Below are 24,301 nucleotides of genomic sequence, written 5' to 3'. Positions count from 1 at the left end.
TGTCTAAAACACCAACATACCATGCTTAATAATCTAACAACAAAATTTCAAGAAGCGCTGATGCAGGCGCAGCAGGCCGCGGGGCGGCTGGGAAAGCCGGAAATCTCTTCTCTTGATGTTCTGGTGGCGTTGTTGGAGCAGGAAGGCGGCATTCTGCCTCCCATTCTCCGCAAGGCATCCTGTGATCCGGGACTTCTCCTTCAGGCCGCAAAGAGTGAAGTGGCCCATGAACCCACCCAGAGCGGAGCTTCCACACAGCCGCAGATAGGCCGTGACCTGGCTACCGTGATGCAGGCCGCGGAGGAAGAGCGCAAAAAGCTCAAGGACGACTACCTCAGTGTGGAACATTTCATGCTGGGCGCCCTGGACACGCAGAACAAGGTGCACCAGCTGACCGACACGTTCGGCCTGACCAAGGACAATTATCTGGCCGCCATGAAGGAAGTGCGCGGCAACCAGCGCGTAACGGACGACAATCCGGAAGGCAAGTACCAGACGCTGGAAAAATACGGCACGGACCTGACGGCCCGCGCCCGCGCCGGAAAAATCGACCCGGTGATCGGCCGTGACACGGAAATCCGCCGCGTACTCCAGATACTTTCCCGCAGAACCAAGAACAATCCCGTGCTCATCGGCGAGCCCGGCGTAGGGAAGACCGCCATTGCGGAAGGTCTGGCGCGCCGCATCGTGAACGGCGACGTTCCGGAAAGCATGCGCAACAAGCGCATCGTGTCCCTGAACATCGGGTCCATGCTTGCCGGGGCCAAGTATCGCGGGGAATTCGAGGAACGCTTGAAATCTTTCCTGAAGGAAGTGACGGAATCCAACGGTGAAATCATCCTCTTCATTGACGAACTGCACACCATTGTGGGAGCGGGCGCCAGCGAAGGGGCCGTGGATGCGTCCAACCTGCTCAAGCCCGCCCTGGCGCGCGGCGAACTGCGTACCATCGGCGCGACGACGCTGGACGAATACCGCAAGTACATTGAAAAGGATGCCGCCCTGGAACGCCGGTTCCAGCCCGTCATGGTGGCGGAACCCAGCGTGGAGGATACGATCGCCATTCTGCGCGGATTAAAGGAACGGTATGAAGTGCACCACGGCGTGCGCATCACGGATGCCGCCATCGTGGCCGCCGCCACTCTTTCCGACCGCTACATTTCCGACCGGTTCCTGCCCGACAAGGCGGTGGACCTGGTGGACGAGGCCGCCGCCCGGCTCAAGATTGAACTGGACTCCATGCCTTCGGAAATTGACCAGATTGAACGCGAAACTATGCAGCTCGAAATGGAGCGGCAGGCGCTCGCGAAGGAGGAAGACGCGGACAGCAAGGCCCGTCTGGAAAAGATCACCAAGGAACTGGCTGACCTGAAGGAAAAATCCGGTTCGATGATTGCCCAGTGGAAGAGTGAAAAAGCCGCGCTGGACGCCGTCCGCGTGGAACAGGAAAAAATAGAGGCCCTCAAGATTGAAAGCGAACGGGCCAAGCGGATGGGCGACTTGACACGCGCCTCTGAAATCACTTACGGAGAACTGCCGGAGGCCGAACGGGCCCTGGCGGAGGGAAAGGAAAAACTCAACAAGATGCAGAAGGCGGACGGAGGCCTGCTGAAGGAGGAAGTCACGGAGGCGGACATCGCCAAGGTGGTCGCCACCTGGACCGGCATTCCCGCCGCACGCCTGCAGGAAGGGGAACGCGCCAAGCTCGTCCACATGGAGGAACGCCTCGGAGCCCGCGTCATCGGGCAGAAGCAGGCGGTCAAGGCCGTGTCTGACGCCGTGCGCCGTGCCCGTGCGGGGCTTCAGGATGAAAACAGGCCCATCGGCTCCTTCATGTTCCTGGGGCCCACGGGCGTGGGCAAGACGGAACTCAGCAAGGCGCTGGCGGAATTCCTCTTTGACGATGAAAACGCCATGATCCGGATAGACATGTCCGAATACATGGAAAAACACTCCGTAGCCCGGCTTATCGGGGCTCCTCCCGGATACGTGGGCTACGAAGAAGGCGGCCAGCTTTCCGAAGCCGTGCGGCGCCGTCCCTACTGCGTGATTCTGTTTGATGAAATTGAAAAGGCCCATCCGGACGTTTTCAATGTACTTCTCCAGGTTCTGGACGACGGCCGCATTACGGACGGGCAGGGACGTACGGTGGACTTCCGCAACACGGTCATCATCATGACGTCCAACATCGGCAGCCAGTACATCCTCAATGAAATCAACGCGGAACAGCGCGAAGCCAAGGCGATGGAAGCCCTGCGGGGTCACTTCCGCCCGGAATTCCTGAACCGCATTGATGAAATCATCATCTTTGACCGGCTGACGGCGGAAGAACTCAAGGGTATTGTGGACATTCAGCTTCAGCGTGTCCGCAAGCGCTTGGAAGCCAAGGGCCTGTTCCTGCGCATGACTCCAGAGGCTACGGCCCTGGTAGCGGACCACGGCTTTGACCCCGTCTATGGAGCCCGTCCCCTCAAGCGTGCCATCCAGCACGACCTGCTGGACCCCCTCAGCCTTAAACTCCTGGAAGGAGACTTCCCGGAAGGGACGGAAATCGTGGTCCGGGAAAAGGGAGGCAAGCTTGACTTTACCAAGGAAAAGAAATAACTGAAAAGCCCGTATTTCCGGCGTGATCCGGAAGCGGACAGGGGCGCGGCATCATGCTGCGCCCCTGTTTATTGGGTAGCGCGGAGAGAAAAGGACATGCATGGGTTTCATATCTCCTTATTCCTTCCTCTCCACAGGATAAACAGTGGAACTGTTACTATTGACCTGGGCAATCTGACCTTTGAAAACAACAGGGTCGCTACAGGGGAAAACGCCATGATCCCTGCAAGGACGCGTCAGCTTATATAAGCAGCTTTTTCAATAACAATCACGCAATCAGGGAAGATAAGTCAGCCCAGGCGAACGCGGAGGCCATCCATGCCCATAGAGATATGACGCCGGATGCCCTTTGTTTCTCCAACCATGCGGCAAGGAGGGAAGAAAGGTATATGAAAGGGAAGAAAAGGAGAATGTTCAAAAAAATGACGAGTGGAAAAAGGAGTATGACAAAAACGTATTTTATTCATTATTAGAATATTAGGAATGGACATTTCTAAATTGGAAAGCAGTCCGGATAATTTTTGGTTCAAAATATATTGACAAATAAGTATGTTTTGGTAGACTTCTCGGCACGCCAACACGGCGGCAGTACGAAAGGCCAACGGCCCTGAGGGACCCGGAGAGGGGATCGATGGGAAGGGAAGCCGGCCGTCTGCAGGAAGCTTTTTTAGATAGAGAGCGCCGATAAGAAGATTTTCAAGGGAATGACTACCGAACCCTACGCAGGGCCGTCCTTTGAGCGATGAGAATCGCCCGGAGGAGTACCGGCTTGAAGGAGCGACCTAGCTCTGAGAGGGTAGGGTTGGTAGAAGCAAGGGAAGGAAAAAAGGTCGTGACGCGCGCCGTGCTGGTATAAGCGAAGAGGCATGAGGGAGACAAACCCGAGTGAAGAGCTTGCGAAGCATGGCGCAAATGAAATCGAGAGATTCCATTTGGTCCAGCAATTTCAAAAATTATATTTGATGGAGAGTTTGATTCTGGCTCAGAACGAACGCTGGCGGCGTGGATAAGACATGCAAGTCGAACGGGAGAATTGCTAGCTTGCTAATAATTCTCTAGTGGCGCACGGGTGAGTAACACGTGAGTAACCTGCCTCTTAGTGGGGGATAGCCCTGGGAAACCGGGATTAATACCGCATACGATTGAAAGATCAAAGCAGCAATGCGCTAGGAGATGGGCTCGCGGCCTATTAGTTAGTTGGTGAGGTAACGGCTCACCAAGGCGATGACGGGTAGCCGGTCTGAGAGGATGTCCGGCCACACTGGAACTGAGACACGGTCCAGACACCTACGGGTGGCAGCAGTCGAGAATCATTCACAATGGGGGCAACCCTGATGGTGCGACGCCGCGTGGGGGAATGAAGGTCTTCGGATTGTAAACCCCTGTCATGTGGGAGCAAATTAAAAAGATAGTACCACAAGAGGAAGAGACGGCTAACTCTGTGCCAGCAGCCGCGGTAATACAGAGGTCTCAAGCGTTGTTCGGAATCACTGGGCGTAAAGCGTGCGTAGGCTGTTTCGTAAGTCGTGTGTGAAAGGCAGGGGCTCAACCCCTGGATTGCACATGATACTGCGAGACTAGAGTAATGGAGGGGGAACCGGAATTCTCGGTGTAGCAGTGAAATGCGTAGATATCGAGAGGAACACTCGTGGCGAAGGCGGGTTCCTGGACATTAACTGACGCTGAGGCACGAAGGCCAGGGGAGCGAAAGGGATTAGATACCCCTGTAGTCCTGGCAGTAAACGGTGCACGCTTGGTGTGCGGGGAATCGACCCCCTGCGTGCCGGAGCTAACGCGTTAAGCGTGCCGCCTGGGGAGTACGGTCGCAAGATTAAAACTCAAAGAAATTGACGGGGACCCGCACAAGCGGTGGAGTATGTGGCTTAATTCGATGCAACGCGAAGAACCTTACCTGGGCTTGACATGTAATGAACAACATGTGAAAGCATGCGACTCTTCGGAGGCGTTACACAGGTGCTGCATGGCCGTCGTCAGCTCGTGTCGTGAGATGTTTGGTTAAGTCCAGCAACGAGCGCAACCCCTGTTGCCAGTTACCATCGAGTAATGTCGGGGACTCTGGCGAGACTGCCCAGATCAACTGGGAGGAAGGTGGGGACGACGTCAGGTCAGTATGGCCCTTATGCCCAGGGCTGCACACGTACTACAATGCCCAGTACAGAGGGGGCCGAAGCCGCGAGGCGGAGGAAATCCTGAAAACTGGGCCCAGTTCGGACTGTAGGCTGCAACCCGCCTACACGAAGCCGGAATCGCTAGTAATGGCGCATCAGCTACGGCGCCGTGAATACGTTCCCGGGTCTTGTACACACCGCCCGTCACATCATGGAAGCCGGTCGCACCCGAAGTATCTGAAGCCAACCGCAAGGAGGCAGGGTCCTAAGGTGAGACTGGTAACTGGGATGAAGTCGTAACAAGGTAGCCGTAGGGGAACCTGCGGCTGGATCACCTCCTTTCTATGGAGTAAGTGCAGCATTGACTGCATAGGTCGGCTCTCGTCCCGAGGGATGAGAAAGCGTATCTCGCGAGGGAGCGCAACGAACTACAACAAGATGTGTAAAGCAGGCTCGCCTTTGAGCGGAGCCGGTACGACGTGCGTCACGGCCTTTTTTTCAGAAAGAACCGCAACTGGGGGTATAGCTCAGTTGGTAGAGCGCCAGCTTTGCAAGCTGGATGTCCGGGGTTCGAGTCCCCGTGCCTCCACCAGTTTCGGTAAGCGGGTTGAAAGAGGAAAAGAACTGTTAACTATTAACCATTACTTGTTAACTATTAACTGTTACCTATTCCCTATCAACTGCAAGAGACCCAAGCCGGGCCTGTAGCTCAGTTGGTTAGAGCACGCGCTTGATAAGCGCGGGGTCACAGGTTCAAGTCCTGTCAGGCCCACCAAGAAATTGCTTATTGGAAGGAAGACGAAAATTGACATCTGCGTGGCAAAGAAAACGATTGCTGAGAAGCAATCGCTTTCCAACAAGTGGGTAGTTGAATAACAACAACTACAACAACACAAAAACATGCATACCAAGATAAAAAGACAATACAGTAAGTCACGAAAGGGCTTTGTGGTATTGTAGGAGTGGTAAAAAACTTTTGCAATATGATGAAGTAAGTAAGGGCGTACGGTGAATGCCTTGGTGCCAACAGGCGAAGAAGGACGCGGCAAGCTGCGAAAAACCTCGGGAAGCTGCAAGCAAGCGATGATCCGGGGGTGTCCGAATGGGGTAACCTGACTGGGGTAATACCTGGTCGTTCATACCTGAATACATAGGGTATGAAACGCAATACCCGCTGAAGTGAAACATCTCAGTAAGCGGAGGAAAAGAAAGAGAAATCGATTCCGTAAGTAGTGGCGAGCGAAAGCGGATGGAGCCCAAACCGAAGGTACTCCTTCGGGGTTGTAGGACCACGACATATTCGACCATAGTGGATAGTAGAACAGTCTGGAAAGGCTGGCCATAGAAGGTGAAAGCCCTGTAGACGAAATCCAGAGTGGGAATTAGTGGTATCCTGAGTAATACATCACACGTGGAACGATGTATGAATCAGCGCGGACCACCGCGCAAGGCTAAATACTAGTTGGCGACCGATAGTGAACAAGTACCGCGAGGGAAAGGTGAAAAGAACCGCTGTGAGCGGAGTGAAATAGAACCTGAAACCGTATGTCTACAAAGTGTCAGAGCAGAGCAATCTGCGATGGCGTGCCTTTTGTTTAATGAGTCTGCGAGTCAGTGTTTGTGGCAAGACTAAGGGCTTCCGGCCCGGAGTCGCAGCGAAAGCAAGTCCGAATAGGGCGCATTAAGTCGCAGGTACTGGACCCGAAGCGGAGGTGACCTACCCTTGGCCAGGTTGAAGCATGGGTAAAACCATGTGGAGGACCGAACAGGTGAACGTTGAAAAGTTCTCTGATGAGCTGAGGGTAGGAGTGAAAGGCTAATCAAACCCCGTGATAGCTGGTTCTCTTCGAAATGCATTTAGGTGCAGCGTCACGTGCTGATGCGCGGGGGTAGAGCACTGACAAGGCTAGGGGGCACACCCGCTTACCAAACCTTATCAAACTCCGAATACCGTGCAATGGAACGTGGCAGTGAGACAGTGGGGGATAAGCTTCATTGTCGAGAGGGAAACAACCCAGACCAGCAGCTAAGGTGCCTAAATAACGCTGAGTGGAAAGGATGTGGGATTACACAGACAGTGAGGATGTTGGCTTAGAAGCAGCCACCATTTAAAAAATGCGTAATAGCTTACTCATCGAGTGATCCTGCGCCGAAAATGATTGGCGATCAAGCGTTATACCGAAGCTCTGGACTTTGCCGCAAGGCAGAGTGGTAGAAGAGCGTTGCATGCGCATTGAAGGGTGATGGCGACTGACCCTGGAGCGCATGCAAGTGAGTATGCAGACATGAGTAACGTAAAGCCGGGTGAAATCCCCGGCCGCCGTAAACCCGAGGTTTCCAGGGCAACGTGTTTCGTCCCTGGGTTAGCCGGGACCTAAGCCGAGGCCGAGAGGCGTAGGCGATGGATATCAGGTTAATAATCCTGAGCTCGCGACCCTTAAACTGGGGGGACGCATGAGAAGAGATGACCAGGTTATTGAATTCCGAGCTGGGTCCACGGACCCAGCGCATCATCAAATCGAGTGCCAAGAAAAGCCCCAGCGTATGCTAAGCGACCCGTACCGCAAACCGACACAGGTGGGTGGGTAGAATATACCAAGGCGTAAGAGTGAAACCTGGTTAAGGAACTCGGCAAATTAGCCCCGTAACTTCGGAAGAAGGGGTGCCTGCAGCGATGCAGGCCGCAGAGAAATGGCCCAACCGACTGTTTATCAAAAACACAGCACTCTGCAAAGACGCAAGTCGAAGTATAGGGTGTGACACGTGACCAATGCCGAAAGATTAAGGCAAGGGGTTAGCCGCAAGGCGAAGCTCTGAACCCAAGTCCCGGTGAATGTCGGCCGTAACTATAACGGTCCTAAGGTAGCGAAATTCCTTGTCGGGTAAGTTCCGACCTGCACGAATCGTGAAACGAGTTGGGCACTGTCTCAACCAGGCGCTCAGTGAAATTGTAGTGGCGGTGAAGATGCCGCCTACCCGCAGAAGGACGGAAAGACCCTATAGACCTTAACTGTAAGCTGTCATTGTTTCTTCGGTTTTAATGCTCAGAGTAAGTGGGAGACGCTGAAGATGCCCTTTAGGGGGCATCCGAGTCATCAATGAGACACCACCCTTTGAAACTGGAGGATCTAACCCTGAGCCGTGAATCCGGCCAGAGGACCGTGTCAGCCGGTCAGTTTTACTGGGGCGGTATCCTCCCAAAGAGTAACGGAGGAGCGCGAAGGTGGGCTCAGCCCGGTTGGCAACCGGGTGTCGAGTGCATGGGCATAAGCCCGCCTAACTGTGAGACCAACAAGTCGAGCAGATGCGAAAGCAGGCCCAAGTGATCCGGCGGTAGAAAGTGGAATTGCCGTCGCTCAACGGATAAAAGGTACCTTAGGGATAACAGGCTGATCACGCCCAAGAGTTCATATCGACGGCGTGGTTTGGCACCTCGATGTCGGCTCGTCGCATCCTGGGGCTGGAGAAGGTCCCAAGGGTCCGGCTGTTCGCCGGTTAAAGCGGCACGCGAGCTGGGTTCAGAACGTCGCGAGACAGTTCGGTCCTCTATCCTCTGTGGGCGTTGGAAAATTGAGGGGTTCAGACCTTAGTACGAGAGGACCGGGTCTGACGCACCACTGGTGCATCGGTTGTACTGTCAAGTGCATGGCCGAGTAGCTAAGTGCGGAAGGGATAAGCGCTGAAAGCATCTAAGCGCCAAGCCCATCCCAAGATGAGTTTTCCCTATAGGTTCGTGGAAGACCACCACGTCGATAGGTCGCAGGTGTAAGTGCAGCAATGTATTGAGCCAAGCGATACTAATCACCGATAGACTTCATCATATTACATCACACTCCCAATCGTGAATACAACTTACCAAATGTCCTATTCACCATATGCATGAAATAACACCACCAGCCACGCAGATGTCAGTTTACGCTGACCCCCTTCCCAATAACACATTCACCTTAAACAGGAAGAAAATCTCCTTGCCACACAACAAACACTAAAAAAATCCCCCCCAAAAAAGCACCCCTAACAAGGGCGCCGGGCAGGCAGGATGAAGCCCCTCCCAACAGAGAAGCTCCCCCCTGAAGCCCGGTGGCCAGAGCGCAGTGGTCCCACCCGGTCCCGTTCCGAACCCGGAAGTGAAACGCTGCCGCGCCAATGGTAGTCGGACGATAGGTCCCGCAAGAGTAGGTCGCCGCCGGGATTTTTTACCATCAAGCCCCTGGAGTTTAAACAACTCCAGGGGCTTGTTCTTTTTCTTGAAAACAACCCATTTAAACATGCCATTAAGATATTAATGGACTCAATGGACCTAAGGGACACGGTAAACTTAAGGGACAGAGGGGGCTCCGGAAACTTAAGGGACAAAGAGAGTTTGATGTCGGCACCATTACGGCCAATATGTCCACTAAAAAATTGTAACGAACACTTGAAAAGAACCACGGAACTTAAGGACCACTGGAAAACAAAGGCTGGTCTTTATACAAACCGCTGTCTGTGATCTTGCCCCATTAAGGAAATTGCGTATGGTAAGCTTCTGATAAGCTTTCACCATGAAAAAAATTTTGCTGCTTTTCCTGTTGGCTTGTTCCGTTTCCATGGCTTCAGCCAGAGAGTTGAAGATTTTTTTACTGACGGGCCAGTCCAACTCTTTGGGGGCAGTGAAAGGCAGTCCCGCTTCACCGGAGCTGCTGAAGAAGTATGAACCGCAGGCCACGCTGTACTGGCATGAGAATTTCGGGCAGCGGGAGGGGGTGTTTCCCGGAGCTTCCACGGCCTGGGAACAAGTTCGGCCTGCGATGCCGCGCTATAACGGTAATTTGTGCATGGGGCCGGAGTACGGGTTTGCCTTTACCTTGGAGAAAAACGGGTGGTTCAAGGATGCGGATGTTGCAGTCGTAAAGGCCTCCAGGGACGGAGGGGACAATTCCCACTGGCAGAAGCACGGCCAGGCTTATCAGGCACTGGTGCAGGCTGTTAAAAACGCTTGCGGGGCTGTGGACAGGTCCAGATATTCCAAGGTAACGTTTTCCGGGCTCCTGTATTTGCAGGGGGAGAGCAACACGGGCACTTCCGTTCCGGAAAGTGCGTCCCGTTTTCTGGAGTTGCTGAACGATCTGTCGGCAGATCTGAAACCTTACGGAGATACGTCTGCTCTGGCTGCGCAGAAGGCCATCATTGGGGAGAATGCGAACTGGGACGGCAGGAATGAAACGGATGCGGAGACTGGAAATATTACCGGAGGGCTGGAAGGCCGCGATACCACCGTACAGGGAAAAACGACTCAGCAGGTCATGAAGAGTCTGGCGGCTTCCCGTCCGGGCATGGGCTATGCTCCTACCAGAGACCTTCCCAAGCTGACGGCAGGGGACACTATGGGAGTGCATTACAGTGGGGCTGCCCAGATCAGCATCGGTGCGCGGTTTGCCTACGAAGCGGCCCGGCTGGCGGGAAAGGATGCGGGCTCTGTCCGCAGTGGCCGCTACGATGTTCCGCTGGGAGCGCCGGAAGCATGGATGAACAGGAAGCAGCCGGGAAAAAACGTGTGTGTATGGAATGTGGCTTCTTCCATCAAGCCGAGCGTGGTGTCCGGCACAGTAAAATTGTTCGGCATACGGGTGGAAGATCCGGCGGTGAATACGGTGGTGATTGAAGGTGCTGGCGCGTCCGGGGACCGGCTGGTGCTGGGACCGGGAGGCATTCGCCTGTCGGAAGGAAAAAATCTGCTCATCAAGGGAAATGTTCAACTGGCGGGACGGCAGACCTGGAACATTCCCGGTGGTTCCGCGGTAACGATAGCGTCGCGGGAACCTGCGGCGCTGGACGGGAAGGCTCTGCCTGGGCTTCTGTCCGGACAGGCGGAGGTGCATGTCGTCCGGGAAAATGGAGGGGAGCAGCAGAGTGCGGCCAAGATTGTGTTCAGGAATGTGCGGACTTCCTCCCTGAAGTGTTCCTGGGTGTTGTCCGCGGGAACGGAGATGTTTTTGGAAGGGATGGACGGACAGTCATTGAATTTGGGACGGATTACGGTCAGGAAAGGCGCAGTCCTGAATTTGAACGGAACGAGATTGCCCGCAGGCTCCGTCGTCAATGAGGGCGGCACGGTGAATGAATGACCGGCAATGAGAAATAGCATGTCTTGGGGTACTCCGGGGGCGGTTTTCCCCGGCGGTAGGGCTCGCCTGAAAATAATGGCAGCCTTCCATGCAAGCCATGCGGGCTTTTGTCTGCCGCTTATTCACAATCCCGGCATGTGCGGAAATCCTTTTCATGGCGGGAAAAAGGGATATTCCACGCGCGTTTTATTTACATGAAACGGTGTTTGGGAAATATTGATGGTTAAGCCTTCTGCACTATATTTGGCGTACTTTTTTCTTTATGGACGCGCTATATGGTAGTATGGTTCCGGCATGAGATGTGTTCAGTGCGGTCATCTGGAGGACAAGGTCATCGACTCCCGCATGTCCAAGGACGGGACGACGATTCGCCGCCGCCGTGTCTGCCTGAGGTGCGATTACCGCTACACGACGTATGAACAAATCGAGCGTACGGAGTTGCGCGTTGTGAAGAGGGACAACCTGCGGGAAGCCCTGAACCGTGAAAAAATCTTAAGGGGCCTCGTCAAAGCCTGTGAAAAGCGCCCCGTCAGCATGGACCGCCTGGACCGCGCGGTGGAGGAAATCATCTCCGAACTGCACCGGGACCACCTGCGGGAAGTGCCGTCCAGCGAGATCGGCAAGAAGGTGATTGAAAAGCTGTACGCCATTGATCCCGTAGCCTACATCCGCTACGTGTCCGTGTACCGCCAGTTTTCCAATGTGGAGGAATTCATTCAGGAAATCACTCAGATGCGCCACCAGACGCTGATTGATCCCCTTCAGCGCAAATTGCCCATTTTATAACGTCTTCCCATCCATTTTCCATGATCGGCTTCAGAAACAACAGACCTCTGCTCAAACTCGGCGACTTCCTGATCGCCGAGTACGGTGAGCAGTGGCTGGCCGACGCGCTGGAATCCGCCGCGCGCCAGGCGGGAACGACTTTGCCGTTCAAGGAAGACCTGCTCGCTTCCGTCCGCTATTATCTGGAGCATGAATGCGACCTGTCCGTCATGTCCCTGTCCGACCTGTATGACCGCATCCGCCGCATGCTCCGGGACGTGGGCCTTGCCCATCTGGCCAGGGAATTGAAAGACATGACGCCGCCCATGACGGTCAGCGTGGCGGAGATCGCGCGCAGCGTGCCGTTCTGGCTGTTCTTTGACGGTGAGCTGAGGCAGTACCTTTCCCGCCTCCGGGAACAGGGCATTACCCGCTACCGTTTTACGGATAAAAAGGAATGTGTTCTGGCCCTGCAGGGAAAGAAGCGCTGGAACAGCACCAGCCAGCATTTGCTGGAAGATTTGGACTTCCTGCTTTCCCGGTATGAGGAAGAGGATTCCGGTCGTTGACCGGAGATTCGGCGGAAAGTGATTTCACGGCGTTTCCGTTCCGGCATGCGTCTGAGTTGCAGGGTGGGGGCGCCGAGAACGAAGGATTGGTACACTTCCTGCTTTTCCGGCAGTTGCAGAGCCTGGAGAAGAGGCTGGTATTTGAGCATCCGGCATCCCAGGACCAATCCGCCCATGTAGCAGCATCCCAGTCCCAGGGAAGTCATGGCCAGCATGATATTCTGGGAAATGACGGTGGCGTCTTCCCGGCCGGTTTGCGATGCCGCCGGACCGGTCAGCAGAATCAGTGCCGGAGCTCCGTACAGAATGGGGTCTTCGCCCCGCGCCTGAGTCTGCCGGCGCAGGGTATGCGTAGCGCTTTCAAAAATCACGGACCGGTAGTCCCTCCGGTTCAGGGCCAGTTTCAGGAAGAAGCGCGTCAGAGGGAACCGGGCCAGCTTCTCCAGTTTCCCGTACATATGCATGGCCGCCTTCCTGATGTGGGCGAGGGCGTCCGGATGCTCGATGACTATCAGACGGATTTCCTGGGCGTTCAGGCCGGATTGGGAGTATTCCGCCACGCGGCGCATGAGGTCATAGGCTTCCCTGCCGACGGGAGAGGGCTTGAAATGCCGGACGCTCCTGGTTTTCATCAGCAGATTCAGGAATCCCTGCTCATCCGGGACGGGACCGATGGGTTCCGTTTTTTTAACGGTGGCATGGCTGATAGCCTGCCGAGGGCAGACGGCGACGCAGTGGCCGCAGTTGATGCAGTGCTGTTCTGCGGCTTGTTCCAGGGAGTCGAATCCGCAAAAGCGGGTGAGGATGCAGGCTTTTTTGCACAGGCCGCAATGGATGCACTTTTCTTGGTCAATAGTCACTTTCATATCTGGCGGAAATGGAGTTCCGCTCAGAATAGGGCGACAGGGATTTTTTGACAAGTAGGCACTGTTTTGTAATATAGTACCCAAAAAGTTACTGAAGCCATGAAGAACCCCCCTTCCACCTACCGCTGCCCCTGCGGGGCAACTCTTTCCCTGATCGGGGGGAAATACAAGATTGTGATCCTCTGGTTTCTTTACCAGAACTCCGTTCTCCGGTTCAATGAACTGCACCGGCTGGTTCCGGAGGCCACGACCAAGATGCTTGCCCAGCAGCTCCGGGAACTGGAGGCGGACAAGCTGGTGGAGCGGAAAGTCTATCCCGTCGTTCCTCCCAAGGTGGAATATTCCCTGACGCCGTTCGGCAGGAGCGTTCTTCCCGTGCTGGAAGCCATGAACGCGTGGGGAGCTTCCTATCTGGAGGCGCACGGAGCCTGACCGTCCTCCTTCTCTCTTACAGATGTTTTGGAGCGGGGCCGTTGAGAACCTTGTCGGCTCGGATCAGGGCGGCGTCAATATTCTCGCAAATGTTGTAGCGCTTCAATTCCCGGTAAAAGGGAGCGTGGCGGATGACATCCAGCGGCTGGGGCTGCACGCCGCAGACAAGCAGGGTACAGCCGTGTTCCCGGCACTGGTGGCAGAAGTCGGACAGGACGTTCAGACCGGTGGCGTCCAGCGCGGGAACCAGCCGCATGCGCAGGATGACTACCTTCGTATCGTGTTCCAGCGTTTTCAGTACCTGGTCCTTGAATTGCTCCACCGCTCCGAAGAAGAAGGGGCCCTTGACGTCGAACACTTCCACTCCTTCCGGGATATTGAGTTTGGCTGTGGAACGGTCTCCGCTGTCTTCGGAATCGTCGTCCAGCAGTTCGTTCTTGATGGCGGAAACGTCGCTGATCTGCGCCATCCGGCCCATGAAGAGCAGGGCGGCCAGCACCACGCCCACTTCCACGGCCACGACAAGGTCCACAAAGACGGTCAGCAGGAAGGTGATCACCAGCACGGCCGCGTCCTGCCTGGGGCCCTTCAGCAGGCGGCGGAAGGTGTGCATCTCGCTCATGTTGTAGCACACGACGGTCAGGATGCCCGCTAGCACGGCCAGCGGGATTTGCTGGGCATATTGCGCGAAGGCCATCAGGATGGCCAGCAGTGTCAGGGAATGGATCATCCCGGAAACCGGGCTTTTTGCCCCCGCCTTGATGTTGGTAGCCGTGCGGGCAATTGCTCCGGTGGCCGGAATGCCGCCGAACAGGGCGGAGCCGATGTTGCCGATGCCCTGGGCGATAAGTTCCATGTTCGGTTTGTGCCGTCCGCCCGTCATGCCGTCCGCGACGGACGCGCTCAAGAGGGATTCAATGGCCGCCAGCAGGGCGATGGTAAAGGCGGGCGCCGTCAGCGCGCCCACGTTGTGCCACTCGATATGGGGGAGGGATGGCATGGGCAATGTGTTCGGCAGGCTGCCGAAGGCCTGCCCGATGGTGGCTACGGGGAGTGTGAAGGCCACGGAAACGGCCGTCATTCCCAGCATGCCTACCAGCATGGCCGGGCCCTTGGGCCAGAAGCGGCGGCTCAGCAGGGTAAGAATGACGGTTCCGGCGGCCAGTCCCAGCGCGGCCCAGTTGACGGTGTGGAAGTGCTGGAAGTAACACGCCCATTTGTCGATGAAATCACCGGGAATTTTCTCTGCAATGGTGAGGCCGAAGATGTCCTTGATCTGTGTGGAGAAGATCACCACGGCAATGCCGGAGGTAAATCCCGTGGTGACGGGGAAGGGGATGAAGCGGATGAGCGCCCCCATGCGGCAGACGCCGAAGATGATGAGAAAGACGCCCGCCATCAAGGTGCAGATCAGCAGGCCGGAGGCGTGATACTGTTCCAGCACGCCCATAATGATGATCACAAAGGCGCCTGTGGGGCCGCCTATCTGGTACTTGCTGCCGCTGAACAGGGAAATGAGGAACCCGGCCACAATGGCGGTGACAAGCCCCTGGGACGGGGAAAGCCCGCATGCAATGGCGAAGGCCATGGCCAGAGGAATGGCTACGACGCCCACGGTCAGCCCCGCGAAGAGGTCTGAGAGGAATGTTTGCCTGGTGTAGGTTTTGAGGGAGGAAACGAGAGCTGGTTTGAACATGGCTGCCGGATCTGGGGCTATGGCGCTGTGCCATGCCGGGGATGGTTGGAAAACTCCCCCTGTCTGCGCCTGAGGGCGCGCCGTGGAGGCGGACGGCCGGCTCTTCGTTCCGTCCGCCTCCTGAAGCCGTGCTATTTGGAAAGGACGTTTTCCCAGTAGGCGATGCGGCGGCGGGTATTTTCGGAATTGGGAGCCCCCGGGTTGGTACGCTGGGAGAAGGCTTTTGTCAATTCAAATACACTGCGCGCATCCGTTCCGTAGGCATCCGAGATGGAAGCGAATTGATCGTCGCTCAACTGATGAAGCGGAGTTCCGGTGGAAATGCTCATGGCGACCGCCTTGCCGACCAATTCGTGGGCCTGGCGGAAGGGAACGCCGCGGCGCACCAGGTAGTCCGCCAGATCCGTGGCCAGCAGCATGGGATCAGAGGCCGCTTCCAGGGCGCGCTCCGTGTTGACCGTCATGGCGGCGATCATCTCCGCGTTGACATCCAGGGCCAGCTTGATGGTGTCGATGGAATCGAAAAGCGGTTCCTTGTCTTCCTGAAGATCGCGGTTGTAGGTCAGCGGCAGGCCCTTGACGGCTACCATGACGGCGGTGAGGTTGCCGTACAGCCGCCCCGTCTTGCCGCGGGTCAGTTCCGCGACGTCCGGATTCTTCTTCTGGGGCATCAGGGAGGAGCCCGTCGTGTGGGCGTCGGAAAGAGTGGCAAAGCCGAATTCCGCCGTACACCACAGGATGACGTCTTCGCTCAGGCGGGAAAGATGGGCGCCGATGACGGCCAGGTCGAACAGGGTTTCCATGATGTAGTCCCGGTCCGCAATGGCGTCCATGGAATTCTCCGTGACGGCGTCAAAACCTAGTTCCACGGCTATTTCGTGGCGGTCCAGGCAAATGGTGGAACCGGCAATGGCTCCGGAACCCAGCGGAGAGACGTTCAGCCGCCTGCGGCAGTCCTTCAGGCGGTCCGCATCGCGGTTCAGCATTTCCACGTAGGCCAGGAGATGGTGGCCCATCGTGACGGGCTGGGCGCGCTGGAGATGGGTGTAGCCGGGCATCATGGCATCCGCGTATTCCCTGGCCTTCATGACCAGGGCCCGCTGCAGGCGGCGCACCTTTTCCAGGATTTCATCAATCTCCGTGCGGCAGTAGAGGCGCGTATCCGTAGCCACCTGGTCATTACGGGAGCGGGCCGTGTGCAGCTTGGCGCCGGGCGCGCCGATGCGGCGGGTCAGCTCGCTCTCAATGTTCATGTGCACGTCCTCCAGCTCCCGGCTCCAGGTAAAGTTTCCTTCTTCAATGTCTTTCAGGATGTCTTTGAGGCCGGATTCGATGGCGTCGAACTCTTCCCGGTTGAGCAATCCTGCCTTGAGCTGCGCCCGGGCGTGGGCAATGGACCCGGCAATGTCCTGGCGGAAGAGCCTCCAGTCGTAGGAGACGGACTCGCCATAGCGTTGAACCAGGTCTGCGGTGGGTTTAGAAAATCTGCCTTTCCACATGACGCCCCTGTTGTGCCCCAAGCCGCGCAGTTTTAAAAGCCTGAAATGGGTAATGGAATCAAATGGCGGGCCATTATGAGGGCCTGTCCCCGCAAATGAATGGAATATGGGGCATTTTTATTGTTCCGGCTTCCGCAGATGCAGTTCAAAGTAGAAGATTCCCTGCTGGCGGTCGTAAGGAGCATACGTACCGTGGAAGGTATTCCCTCCGTCTGAAGTTTTTCCGGTAAAATTGGCCAGTATTTCCTGATTTGGCAGATCCGTTTTCGGCAGAACCTTTGTTTCCAGCATGTCGTTTCCCGCATCGGAGCACCGATTCATCAAGCCTCCGATTATTTTCCAGGAGACGGAATTAAGCATTTGGATCTGAATGGTGTCATTGGAGCAGGTTCCCTGCACCGGAAAACGTGCAAGGTTTTTCGCATTTTGAAAACGGTTCTGCATTTCCAATTTCCCCTTAAACGAATTTCCTTCCCGTGAAAGGATGGTCAGCAGAAATTCCTCCGGCTTTTTGTTGACATGGATGGTTCCGTGATAGGCTGCCTCCACAGCCGTCTCATCCTGGTGAAACGATTGATAAAGCCGCACGCCAAACCAGATGATTACGAAGACGGTAACAAAAAAGGAAAACAGGAGAAGCCTTTTCATGGATGCAGTACCCCAATATGGGGATGTGTGCCGTATTTTTATTCTTCTTTGATTTATTTAAAACCGGGAGAGAGGGAAGGCATGCTCTTTTTGAAAATCTGTTCTCTCCAGTGCATGATTTTTCCTTCGGCATCCAGTGTCCATTTTTCCTTGGCGTATCCTTGAATGACTTTATTTTGTGCGGAGATGTAATGGAAACGGTAGATGAGTTCAATCCGGTTGTCTTTTCTGCCGCCGGCTATGTAAGTGCATTGCCTGTTTTTCCAGTTGTCCCATCCTTCCCGAATATCTTCCATCACGGCGTCATGAGTTGCCTTTTTGCCTTTAATATATTGATAATCCAATTCTCGTGCAAAAAAGCCGCTTAAATGACCCATGTCCATATTTTGTCTGGCGGCCACATAGGATTGCAGGAGCGGTTTGAACTGTCTTTCATCAAGCAGTCCGGATTTATTATTTGATGCTTCTTCTTCCAGCAGTTTGATGGCGACGGGATTGCCTGCCTTGGCCGCCATTTGCAAAGCTTCCTTCGCCTTACCCAGAAGCTGCTGTTTTTCAGGCCCGCTGGTCTGCACGGCACGGCGCCGCCAATGGATTCCGAGCTGACATGCCGCATCGGCATCCCCTTGCTTCATAAGGCGGTTAAGCCAGAGCTCCGCCAGGTTGAGTGACGCTTCCGGGGAAATGTCCGGATAACCGTGTTTTTGGTTGAGATACATATCCGCCATAAGTCTCATGGCTTCTGGAATGTTCTGATCGGCATGGGATTGGACCAGTTTTGGAATTTCCCGGTGGGCGGAGGCATCGTTCCCTTCGTAATAAATACGCCCGAGAAGGATGGCGGCTTCCGGGGAGGGTTCCGCCAGCAGGGATTTTTTAATAAGTTCAATGGCCTTGTTCCGGGATTGTTCTGCGGGAGGAATTCCCTTCAAATAAAATTCGGCAAGCTTGAGCTGAGCCAGCGGTTCTTCCTCCGCAGCCCGGACAAGCCAGGAAAAGGCCTGCTGGTGATCCCTGGCAACGCCTAAACCGGCATGGTACATGCGGTAGATCGCGAATTCCGCACCGTGATGGTGCTGTTGCGCCGCTTCTTGAAAGTAGCGGAATGCCTTATTGGTGTTTTGTTCCACTCCCGTTCCGGCCAGATAAATGCGCCCCAGCTGGAAAAGGGCATGTCCGTGATGCTGCTGCGCCGCTTTTTCATAGCACTGGATGGCCTGTTGATAGTCGGAGTCCGTGGGCTTTTCACCGGAAAGCAGAAAATCTGCTTCCGCAACCCAGTCCTGCGCCGTTTTTTCTTTTTCCACTGGTGGAACGGATGGAGCCTGCGAATTTTCTTTCGTTACGGGAGGCGACTGCTCAGGAGACAGTGGCGGGTTTACAGATGGCTCGACATGTGGCGGGGGAGTTTCGCAGGGAGGTGTATCCGCTGCAACAGCATTCTGATCGGATTCTGTTCCGCGGGAAGCGACCAGATACCATATGACGCCGCCAAGAATGATCAGGGAAATAGCGGCTATTATCCCCTTTGTCTGGAAAGAAGAATGCCTGCGGTGCGAGGCCGGCGGAGGAGGCAATTGGCAGCCTGATGAACCGGGCTGCTGTCCGAAGGGATTGGGAAATTTTCCTTCTGGAGCGGAAGATTCCGAATCCGGACAGGGAGGCAAGTCCGGAACCGTCTGTTTCTGGAGGGGAGATGGTACCGGTCCGGCAGAAGAAGCGGCAGGCACGCATACTGTTGGCGGAGGCGGTAATGAATCATTTGCCGGCTTGATTCGCTTTGAGGAAGGCTTGGCTGTTTCTTCTTCCGGACATGGAATTTCCGGCAGGGGGGGAGGTGGCAGGTCGGGTAGAGCGCTTTCCTGCGGAATGGATTTGGCCGGATCGGCAGATTGCGCTTTATGAATGGCTTCTGCCGGAGGGGGCGGCAGTGGAATATCCGCTTCATCAGGATGCTCTTGGGGAACACCGCCAATCCCTTTTTGCAAAAAGGGATTGGCTTTGTTCGGAAGCGGGGGCAAAGGGGGATCCGGCAGATCCAGGGAATCATGAGAGGAGCCCGGTGCATCGGAAGCATGGGAATGCAGGGGGGCGCCTGGCGGTGGCGGCGGAAAGTCTGGAAGAACGGGTTCCTTCATGAGAGATGAATCAATATGTTTTATCTAATTTGACATGATTTGCTTTCCTGCAATTCATCGTCGTCGTAATCCGGCTCCTTTCCTTTCCTCTTTGGCATTTTTTTGAATGAATCAAGGATATAGGGAATGAGAGAAAGGACGCATACCCCAAAATAAGTGATCACAGGAAAACAAAGGAATACGATGGATAATATCGTGACTAATCCGAAAGCTTCTGGCGTTTTTCCGGTATTTGGCAGACTATCCATGTAGGAAGGAGAATAGTTTCTTGTTCTCATGCCGCCATAAGGAGACGGTCCGTTATAATAGCTCGTGGCAACAGGGGAGGTATTTCTTGCATCGTTGTTCTGAGTGGCGGTAGAAAGAGATATACTGGAAATAACGGTAGTCAGGATGGCCCCCGCAAGAAGAATTGGAGCACTTAAATGGGCGGTAATTCCAAAGAGGCGGATGAAGAAACGGAAAAAGGCAATGGGTTCGTGCTGGGCTTCCGCCTTTTTCCAGATGCATGTGAAGAACCGATTGGAACGCAGGCATAGCCATGCCGTCAGATAACAAGTAAACCCGACCGCCAGGAAGAGCGGTATATATACGGGCTCCGTGAACATTCCGATAATGCAGGGAATAATCAGAAAGAGAGAGGCGATTGCCATCAGACGGGGAAAGAGCATGCTGGCCAACGGAATTTTAACTGAAGTTAACAGCTTTATATTGGTCTCCGTGAACAGATAGCAAATATACTGGAAGAAAAATCCAAGAAAAATGCCGATGAAGATGCCTACCCAGGCAAAAGCAGGATTGACGATTAGTCCGATTGTCACGCACAAAATAACTGTGGACAACCATACAAAGTATACCTGGAGCATCCCCATTTTAATAAGGGCATGCTCAAATGAGGCGGAATTCTCAGGATTGAATTTTCCAAAGGTTATAACTTTGGCCAGCCATGCACCGACTTCGCTATTGAATTGAATGAGCCGTTCAAGTCTGTGCGTAAAGCCTTTCCGAAGAGGCTGCACAGGGTCTGCCGGAGCAGGGGCAGCAACTGCTTGCGCGGGTTTTGGAACGGAAGCGGAGACATCCGCCGGAATGGGAGCAGGCAGTTCCGCAAATGTGATCCATTTTTTTTCAATGGTGGAAATAACGTAAGTGCTGTCTGTAATGGTTCCGTCTTGGTGAAGGTTTTTCAGTTGGGTCAAAGTCAGGGGGCCGACGTTTGCGCCTTCGGGAGAAAGGTAATAGTAAATGGCTTGGTTTTCCATGATGGTATGGGCGTGGGATGAATGGCTAATATTGGCTGCGCACGTTTTTCTGTTCACCTTTCAGGGATTGATTACGTTTTTGCAGTTGTTTCTGTTGCTGTTGCAGGCTCGCATTGTCCTGTTCCAGTTGATGAATGCGGGCTTTTGCGGCTGTATTGGAATCGAAGATGCCTCCTTCGAATGAACAGGCGGGCAGCAATGCCAAGGTAGCTAAAAGGAAGATATGTGTATTCATGATTATTGAGGCACAGTTAACGGATACTGAGGTTTTTCAGGTCCTTGCGCTGGGCGGAGTAGGTTTTCCTGGAGCTTTGAAGTTTGGATAATTCTTCTTTCAGGTCGTTGACTTCCTGAGTATTCGGAGAACTGGCAACTGCCTGTTTTGCCGTACGTATGTCCTTGTCCAGCAGGGCCATTTTATAATCTATGTCCTTCAATCCCTGTTTGATTGATTCATTGTGGTTTTTGATGGCCATGGCGTCATGAGACGATTTAAGTTTTTGTTTTTCCGTTTTCAGGGAGGCAATGGATTTGGAAAGGTGCCTGTTTTCCTTGTTCAAGTCCTTGATGCGTTTCTGGCTTTGCTTGATATTGGCCTGGAGGTATTCTTCCTGGCTCCTGTAGGCCGCACGTTCCCGGACAATGGAGTCCCCCCATTTGGACCCCATATGGTACCCTACGTATCCTCCGATCAGCGCCCCCGCCCCGGCAATTAAACCGGCCGTTTTATTGTTTGCTCCAAAAAGTTTGGCTATTCCAAAAGCGGTGCCTCCACCGATGGCGGCTCCAGCCCCTGTTCCTACCGTTTTGGCCTGGGCCCGGGTTCTATCGTCCTCGGAACCGGAATAATTTTTCGTAAAGGCGCACGAACCCAGCAGGCTGATCCCCAGGCTGAGTGTCGCGATCATCGGAATTATTTTGTTCATGTTCATATGTTGGATTGAATGAAAGGCGGGCAGCATCTTGGGGGATTTCCTGAAATCAAGGAATATCAAAAACTATGTAAGTTATTGCCATTATGGTAATGCAGATGGGAATGTGATGTCAATATTCTTTTTAATAGTAAATAAGTTCCATTCATTTCTTCCTTTTGATTCATGCTCAGATTGATTTGGAATAAATGTTGGAAAATTAAAAAATGTATTGAATGTTATGTGAAAATTAATGAGAAAAGGCGATTTTGCGATGTACGGAATTTATTGATTATTTTTGATTTAATGTATTCTGATTCCCGTAACGAGGGATATGCCGGAATGCATATTTTGTGAATTGGGGGGAATGGATGTAAGATATTTTTCAATGAATGATGAATCCGGACAATGGAAACGGGCGGATTTGCGAGAACGCGCGGAGGCGAAAGCGGCGGAATTGGCCGCGGAAGGAGTGGAATTGCACCCCGTGGCGGCTTCCGGACGGAATCTGGCAAGGAACTTCTGGGGCCGGGAATGGATGAAGAGCCTGGGAGCCTGCGAGGTGTACGGCATGCGGCTGGCTCCCGGAAGAACGTATTTGCGCTATAGCTGCGTTCTGGACATGAAGGTGTCCCCCGGCCGGATAGACGCCCTGGTGATGGGGGAGCATTTGTATGAGGCAAGCGTGGAGGCGGCGACTCCGGACGAGGAATCGCTGGAGCGGCTCCGTGCGCAGTGCGCCGGACATATCGGGTCCTGGATTGATTTGCTGAAAGGGAATTTATCCCCGGAGCTGCTGCGTATTTTGTGCGACCCTGAAAGCGGCCTTTTTCCCAGGCCGGAAGAGTGGCGCTTTTCCTGTTCCTGCCCGGACTGGGCGGATTTGTGCAAGCATGCGGCGGCGGTCTTGTACGCGTTCGGCGTGATGCTGGACGATCAGCCGGAACTGTTGTTTATGTTGCGGGGAATTGACGCGTCCATTCTGATTCCGGATGCTCCGGAACCGGCTTCCGGCAGAGAAGACGCCCTGGACAGGGATGCAGGCTCCCTGTCCGACATGTTCGGGATTCGGCTGGATTGAGCCGGTTTCCGGCTTTACGGCTTCCGGCATCCCTTGAACAGCCAGCCGGGAAGAGGGTGGCCGTCTTTTTTGATGAATTGGCGGTAGAGCGGTTGTTCCGGGTGGTAGAGCGTTCCTCCGTAGCTTTCCTGCCGGTGTGTCCGCATGAGGGCGACGTCCGTAGAGAATGTCCTCAGCTTTTCCGTTACACAAATCACGGAAGGAATGGCAGTGAGTGCCACGTAAACGGCCAGGAGGATGCGGGACCGCGTGCCTCCGGTGCGGAAAGCGTACAGGAAGAGAAAGGCGAGGAAGGGGTAAAGCACGGCGGGGGCCTTGAACAGAAGTTCGTTGTTCATCATGCCCGTCCGGAAAAAGAGGCCGCATGCCATTCCTCCCAGAGTGATGTAATACAGGGGCATGCGCCTGCAGGCAGGGAAAAGGAGTGTCCCCGGCAGGAGTACATTCAGAAGCAGGGAGAGAAGGAAGCTGGCGTACTTGACGGAGTCCGGATAAAGCACCATCCTTTGCATGGTGTAGTGAAACGCCGCCGCGTATCGGTCCGCAAGCAGGCAGGAGAATTGGCCGCCCCCGTCCAGATGGGCGTAAAAGAGGCTCATAACCGCCACGCACAGGAACCCTATCCAGAAAACGGGACGGCGCAGGAGAGTGCGCAGGCGTTCGCCCGTACCGGGCCCGGATGCCTTGTTCCGGCTGTCTCGGAAGAGTGTTTCATGCAGAATGAAGGGGAGCAGAATCAGGGCCGCCAGGGGAGAACCGGGCAGCAGCAGGGCTCCCATCAGGTAGTAGCCGGAGGCGGGCAGGGAACGCGTCAGGACCAGGACCGAACACAGAAGTGCCGGAACGGCATGGTTGAATGTGTTGAATATTTGGGATGGAATGCCGATGAACAAGGCTATTTGGGCGTGGTATTCCGGAAACAGGTACGAGAGGGGCATGCCCAGGCAGTTCAGCGACGCGGCGGGCGAACCGAGACAGAGGAGAAGCAGGGCCCACCAGGCGGTTTTCCGGATTCCCCAGCGGCATGCCGCTGTCAGAAGCGCCAGTTCCAGCCCCAGGAAAGTCCATCCCGTCAGCAGCCAGGGGGCGTATGCAGCAGGGCAGAAGGACGCCGCGCAGGCAGGCGGCAGCCAATGGCCCAGATAGTAGATGAAATGGTGCCCGTCCGGCATGACGAGAGGCCATGGTTCCGCGATGAGCTGTCCGTAAATGGCGTTGCGGATGGTGAAGTCCGCATGCTGTTGGAAGTGGCCCGTAAAACCGCACAGGAATGCCAGAAGCAGACACCCGGCGGACAGAAGAAGGAGAAGAACCGTTCCGCGTTCCGTCAGGGAAAGCCGCCCTTCCGGCAGTTTCCGGCCCGTGGCGTACAGTCCGCAGGCCACGGCGGCGCAGAGAGGGAGAGAGAAGAGAGGCTGAAGCCATCCCCACAGGAACAGAATTATGGGCAGCGCCAGGTACAGCAGACTCGCGCACAACAGGGGGCGTGCGGGCAGGGAAAGGCGGGATGGCATGGTATGGGGAGGATGGGTAAAGAGTCAGTCAGTGCAGGGCAGGGGACGCCACAGCATTGCATATTTCCCTGCAAAGAAAAGTT

General features: G+C 54.9%; 14 protein-coding genes, 2 tRNA genes and 3 rRNA genes. 10 read left to right on the top strand and 9 right to left on the bottom strand.

Annotation, left to right across the window (positions count from 1 at the left end; genetic code table 11):
* Positions 1-21 precede the first annotated feature (21 nt).
* The 8 genes from clpB (at position 22) to nrdR (ending at position 11,623) form a co-directional block, all read left to right on the top strand.
* Positions 22-2,604 carry an ATP-dependent chaperone ClpB gene (clpB, locus tag OQH67_RS04905; RefSeq protein WP_067569646.1) on the top strand — a complete coding sequence of 861 codons (2,583 nt, stop codon included), beginning with the start codon at positions 22-24 and terminating at the stop codon, positions 2,602-2,604.
* 959 nt (positions 2,605-3,563) lie between these two features.
* Positions 3,564-5,075: ribosomal RNA gene (locus OQH67_RS04900) — 16S ribosomal RNA — on the top strand.
* 174 nt (positions 5,076-5,249) lie between these two features.
* Positions 5,250-5,325 (top strand) — tRNA-Ala (locus OQH67_RS04895).
* A 106-nt stretch (positions 5,326-5,431) separates the two neighbouring features.
* Positions 5,432-5,508, top strand: a tRNA-Ile gene (locus tag OQH67_RS04890).
* A 210-nt stretch (positions 5,509-5,718) separates the two neighbouring features.
* A 23S ribosomal RNA gene (locus OQH67_RS04885) occupies positions 5,719-8,554 on the top strand.
* A gap of 255 nt (positions 8,555-8,809) precedes the next feature.
* Positions 8,810-8,925: ribosomal RNA gene (gene rrf / locus OQH67_RS04880) — 5S ribosomal RNA — on the top strand.
* The 16S, 23S and 5S rRNA genes sit together here with 2 tRNA genes alongside, the layout of an rRNA operon.
* Positions 8,926-9,274: 349 nt before the next feature.
* On the top strand, positions 9,275-10,837 hold the full coding sequence (locus tag OQH67_RS04875) for a sialate O-acetylesterase (protein WP_215458947.1): 1,563 nt from the start codon (positions 9,275-9,277) through the stop codon (positions 10,835-10,837).
* Positions 10,838-11,131: 294 nt separating this feature from the next.
* A complete protein-coding gene (gene nrdR / locus OQH67_RS04870) occupies positions 11,132-11,623 on the top strand; it encodes a transcriptional regulator NrdR (RefSeq protein WP_012419886.1) in 492 nt (163 codons plus the stop codon).
* Positions 11,624-12,035: 412 nt separating this feature from the next.
* Here the strand turns inward: nrdR and OQH67_RS04865 are convergent, their stop codons facing one another.
* On the bottom strand, positions 12,036-13,037 hold the full coding sequence (locus OQH67_RS04865) for a nitroreductase family protein (RefSeq protein WP_215435505.1): 1,002 nt from the start codon (positions 13,035-13,037) through the stop codon (positions 12,036-12,038).
* A 99-nt stretch (positions 13,038-13,136) separates the two neighbouring features.
* On the opposite strand from OQH67_RS04865, the gene OQH67_RS04860 reads away from it, so the two are divergent.
* Positions 13,137-13,469 (top strand): winged helix-turn-helix transcriptional regulator, encoded by a 333-nt coding sequence (locus tag OQH67_RS04860; protein WP_215435504.1) that lies wholly within the window; start codon positions 13,137-13,139, stop codon positions 13,467-13,469.
* A 16-nt stretch (positions 13,470-13,485) separates the two neighbouring features.
* Here OQH67_RS04860 and OQH67_RS04855 read toward each other — a convergent pair whose 3' ends face one another.
* The 7 genes from OQH67_RS04855 to OQH67_RS04825 all read right to left on the bottom strand — a co-directional run bounded on the left by OQH67_RS04855 (position 13,486) and on the right by OQH67_RS04825 (position 21,638).
* Positions 13,486-15,165, bottom strand: a complete 1,680-nt coding sequence (locus OQH67_RS04855; protein ID WP_215435503.1) for a SulP family inorganic anion transporter — start codon at positions 15,163-15,165, stop codon at positions 13,486-13,488.
* Between the two features lie 131 nt (positions 15,166-15,296).
* Positions 15,297-16,664, bottom strand: coding sequence for an argininosuccinate lyase (argH, locus tag OQH67_RS04850; protein WP_215435502.1), 1,368 nt, complete (start codon positions 16,662-16,664; stop codon positions 15,297-15,299).
* Between the two features lie 117 nt (positions 16,665-16,781).
* On the bottom strand, positions 16,782-17,312 hold the full coding sequence (locus tag OQH67_RS04845) for a hypothetical protein (RefSeq protein WP_215435501.1): 531 nt from the start codon (positions 17,310-17,312) through the stop codon (positions 16,782-16,784).
* A gap of 53 nt (positions 17,313-17,365) precedes the next feature.
* A complete protein-coding gene (locus OQH67_RS04840; protein WP_215435500.1) occupies positions 17,366-18,619 on the bottom strand; it encodes a tetratricopeptide repeat protein in 1,254 nt (417 codons plus the stop codon).
* Positions 18,620-19,470: 851 nt separating this feature from the next.
* Positions 19,471-20,712: a GYF domain-containing protein gene (locus OQH67_RS04835; protein ID WP_215435499.1), complete on the bottom strand. Its 1,242-nt coding sequence runs from the start codon at positions 20,710-20,712 to the stop codon at positions 19,471-19,473.
* A gap of 25 nt (positions 20,713-20,737) precedes the next feature.
* Positions 20,738-20,947, bottom strand: coding sequence for a hypothetical protein (locus OQH67_RS04830; RefSeq protein ID WP_215435498.1), 210 nt, complete (start codon positions 20,945-20,947; stop codon positions 20,738-20,740).
* Between the two features lie 16 nt (positions 20,948-20,963).
* The gene (locus OQH67_RS04825) at positions 20,964-21,638 is read right to left on the bottom strand and encodes a coiled-coil domain-containing protein (protein WP_215435497.1); all 675 of its coding nucleotides are present in this window, start codon (positions 21,636-21,638) and stop codon (positions 20,964-20,966) included.
* Positions 21,639-22,011: 373 nt separating this feature from the next.
* Between OQH67_RS04825 and OQH67_RS04820 the strand changes: the two genes are divergently transcribed.
* Positions 22,012-22,704, top strand: a complete 693-nt coding sequence (locus OQH67_RS04820) for an SWIM zinc finger family protein (protein WP_215435496.1) — start codon at positions 22,012-22,014, stop codon at positions 22,702-22,704.
* A 14-nt stretch (positions 22,705-22,718) separates the two neighbouring features.
* Here OQH67_RS04820 and OQH67_RS04815 read toward each other — a convergent pair whose 3' ends face one another.
* Positions 22,719-24,218 carry a hypothetical protein gene (locus OQH67_RS04815; protein ID WP_215435495.1) on the bottom strand — a complete coding sequence of 500 codons (1,500 nt, stop codon included), beginning with the start codon at positions 24,216-24,218 and terminating at the stop codon, positions 22,719-22,721.
* Positions 24,219-24,301 lie beyond the last annotated feature (83 nt).

It is taken from the genome of Akkermansia biwaensis (assembly GCF_026072915.1).
Taxonomy (GTDB): domain Bacteria; phylum Verrucomicrobiota; class Verrucomicrobiia; order Verrucomicrobiales; family Akkermansiaceae; genus Akkermansia; species Akkermansia biwaensis.
The sequence above is the reverse complement of the archived record's forward strand: the minus strand, read 5'-3'. Positions and strand labels throughout refer to the sequence as shown.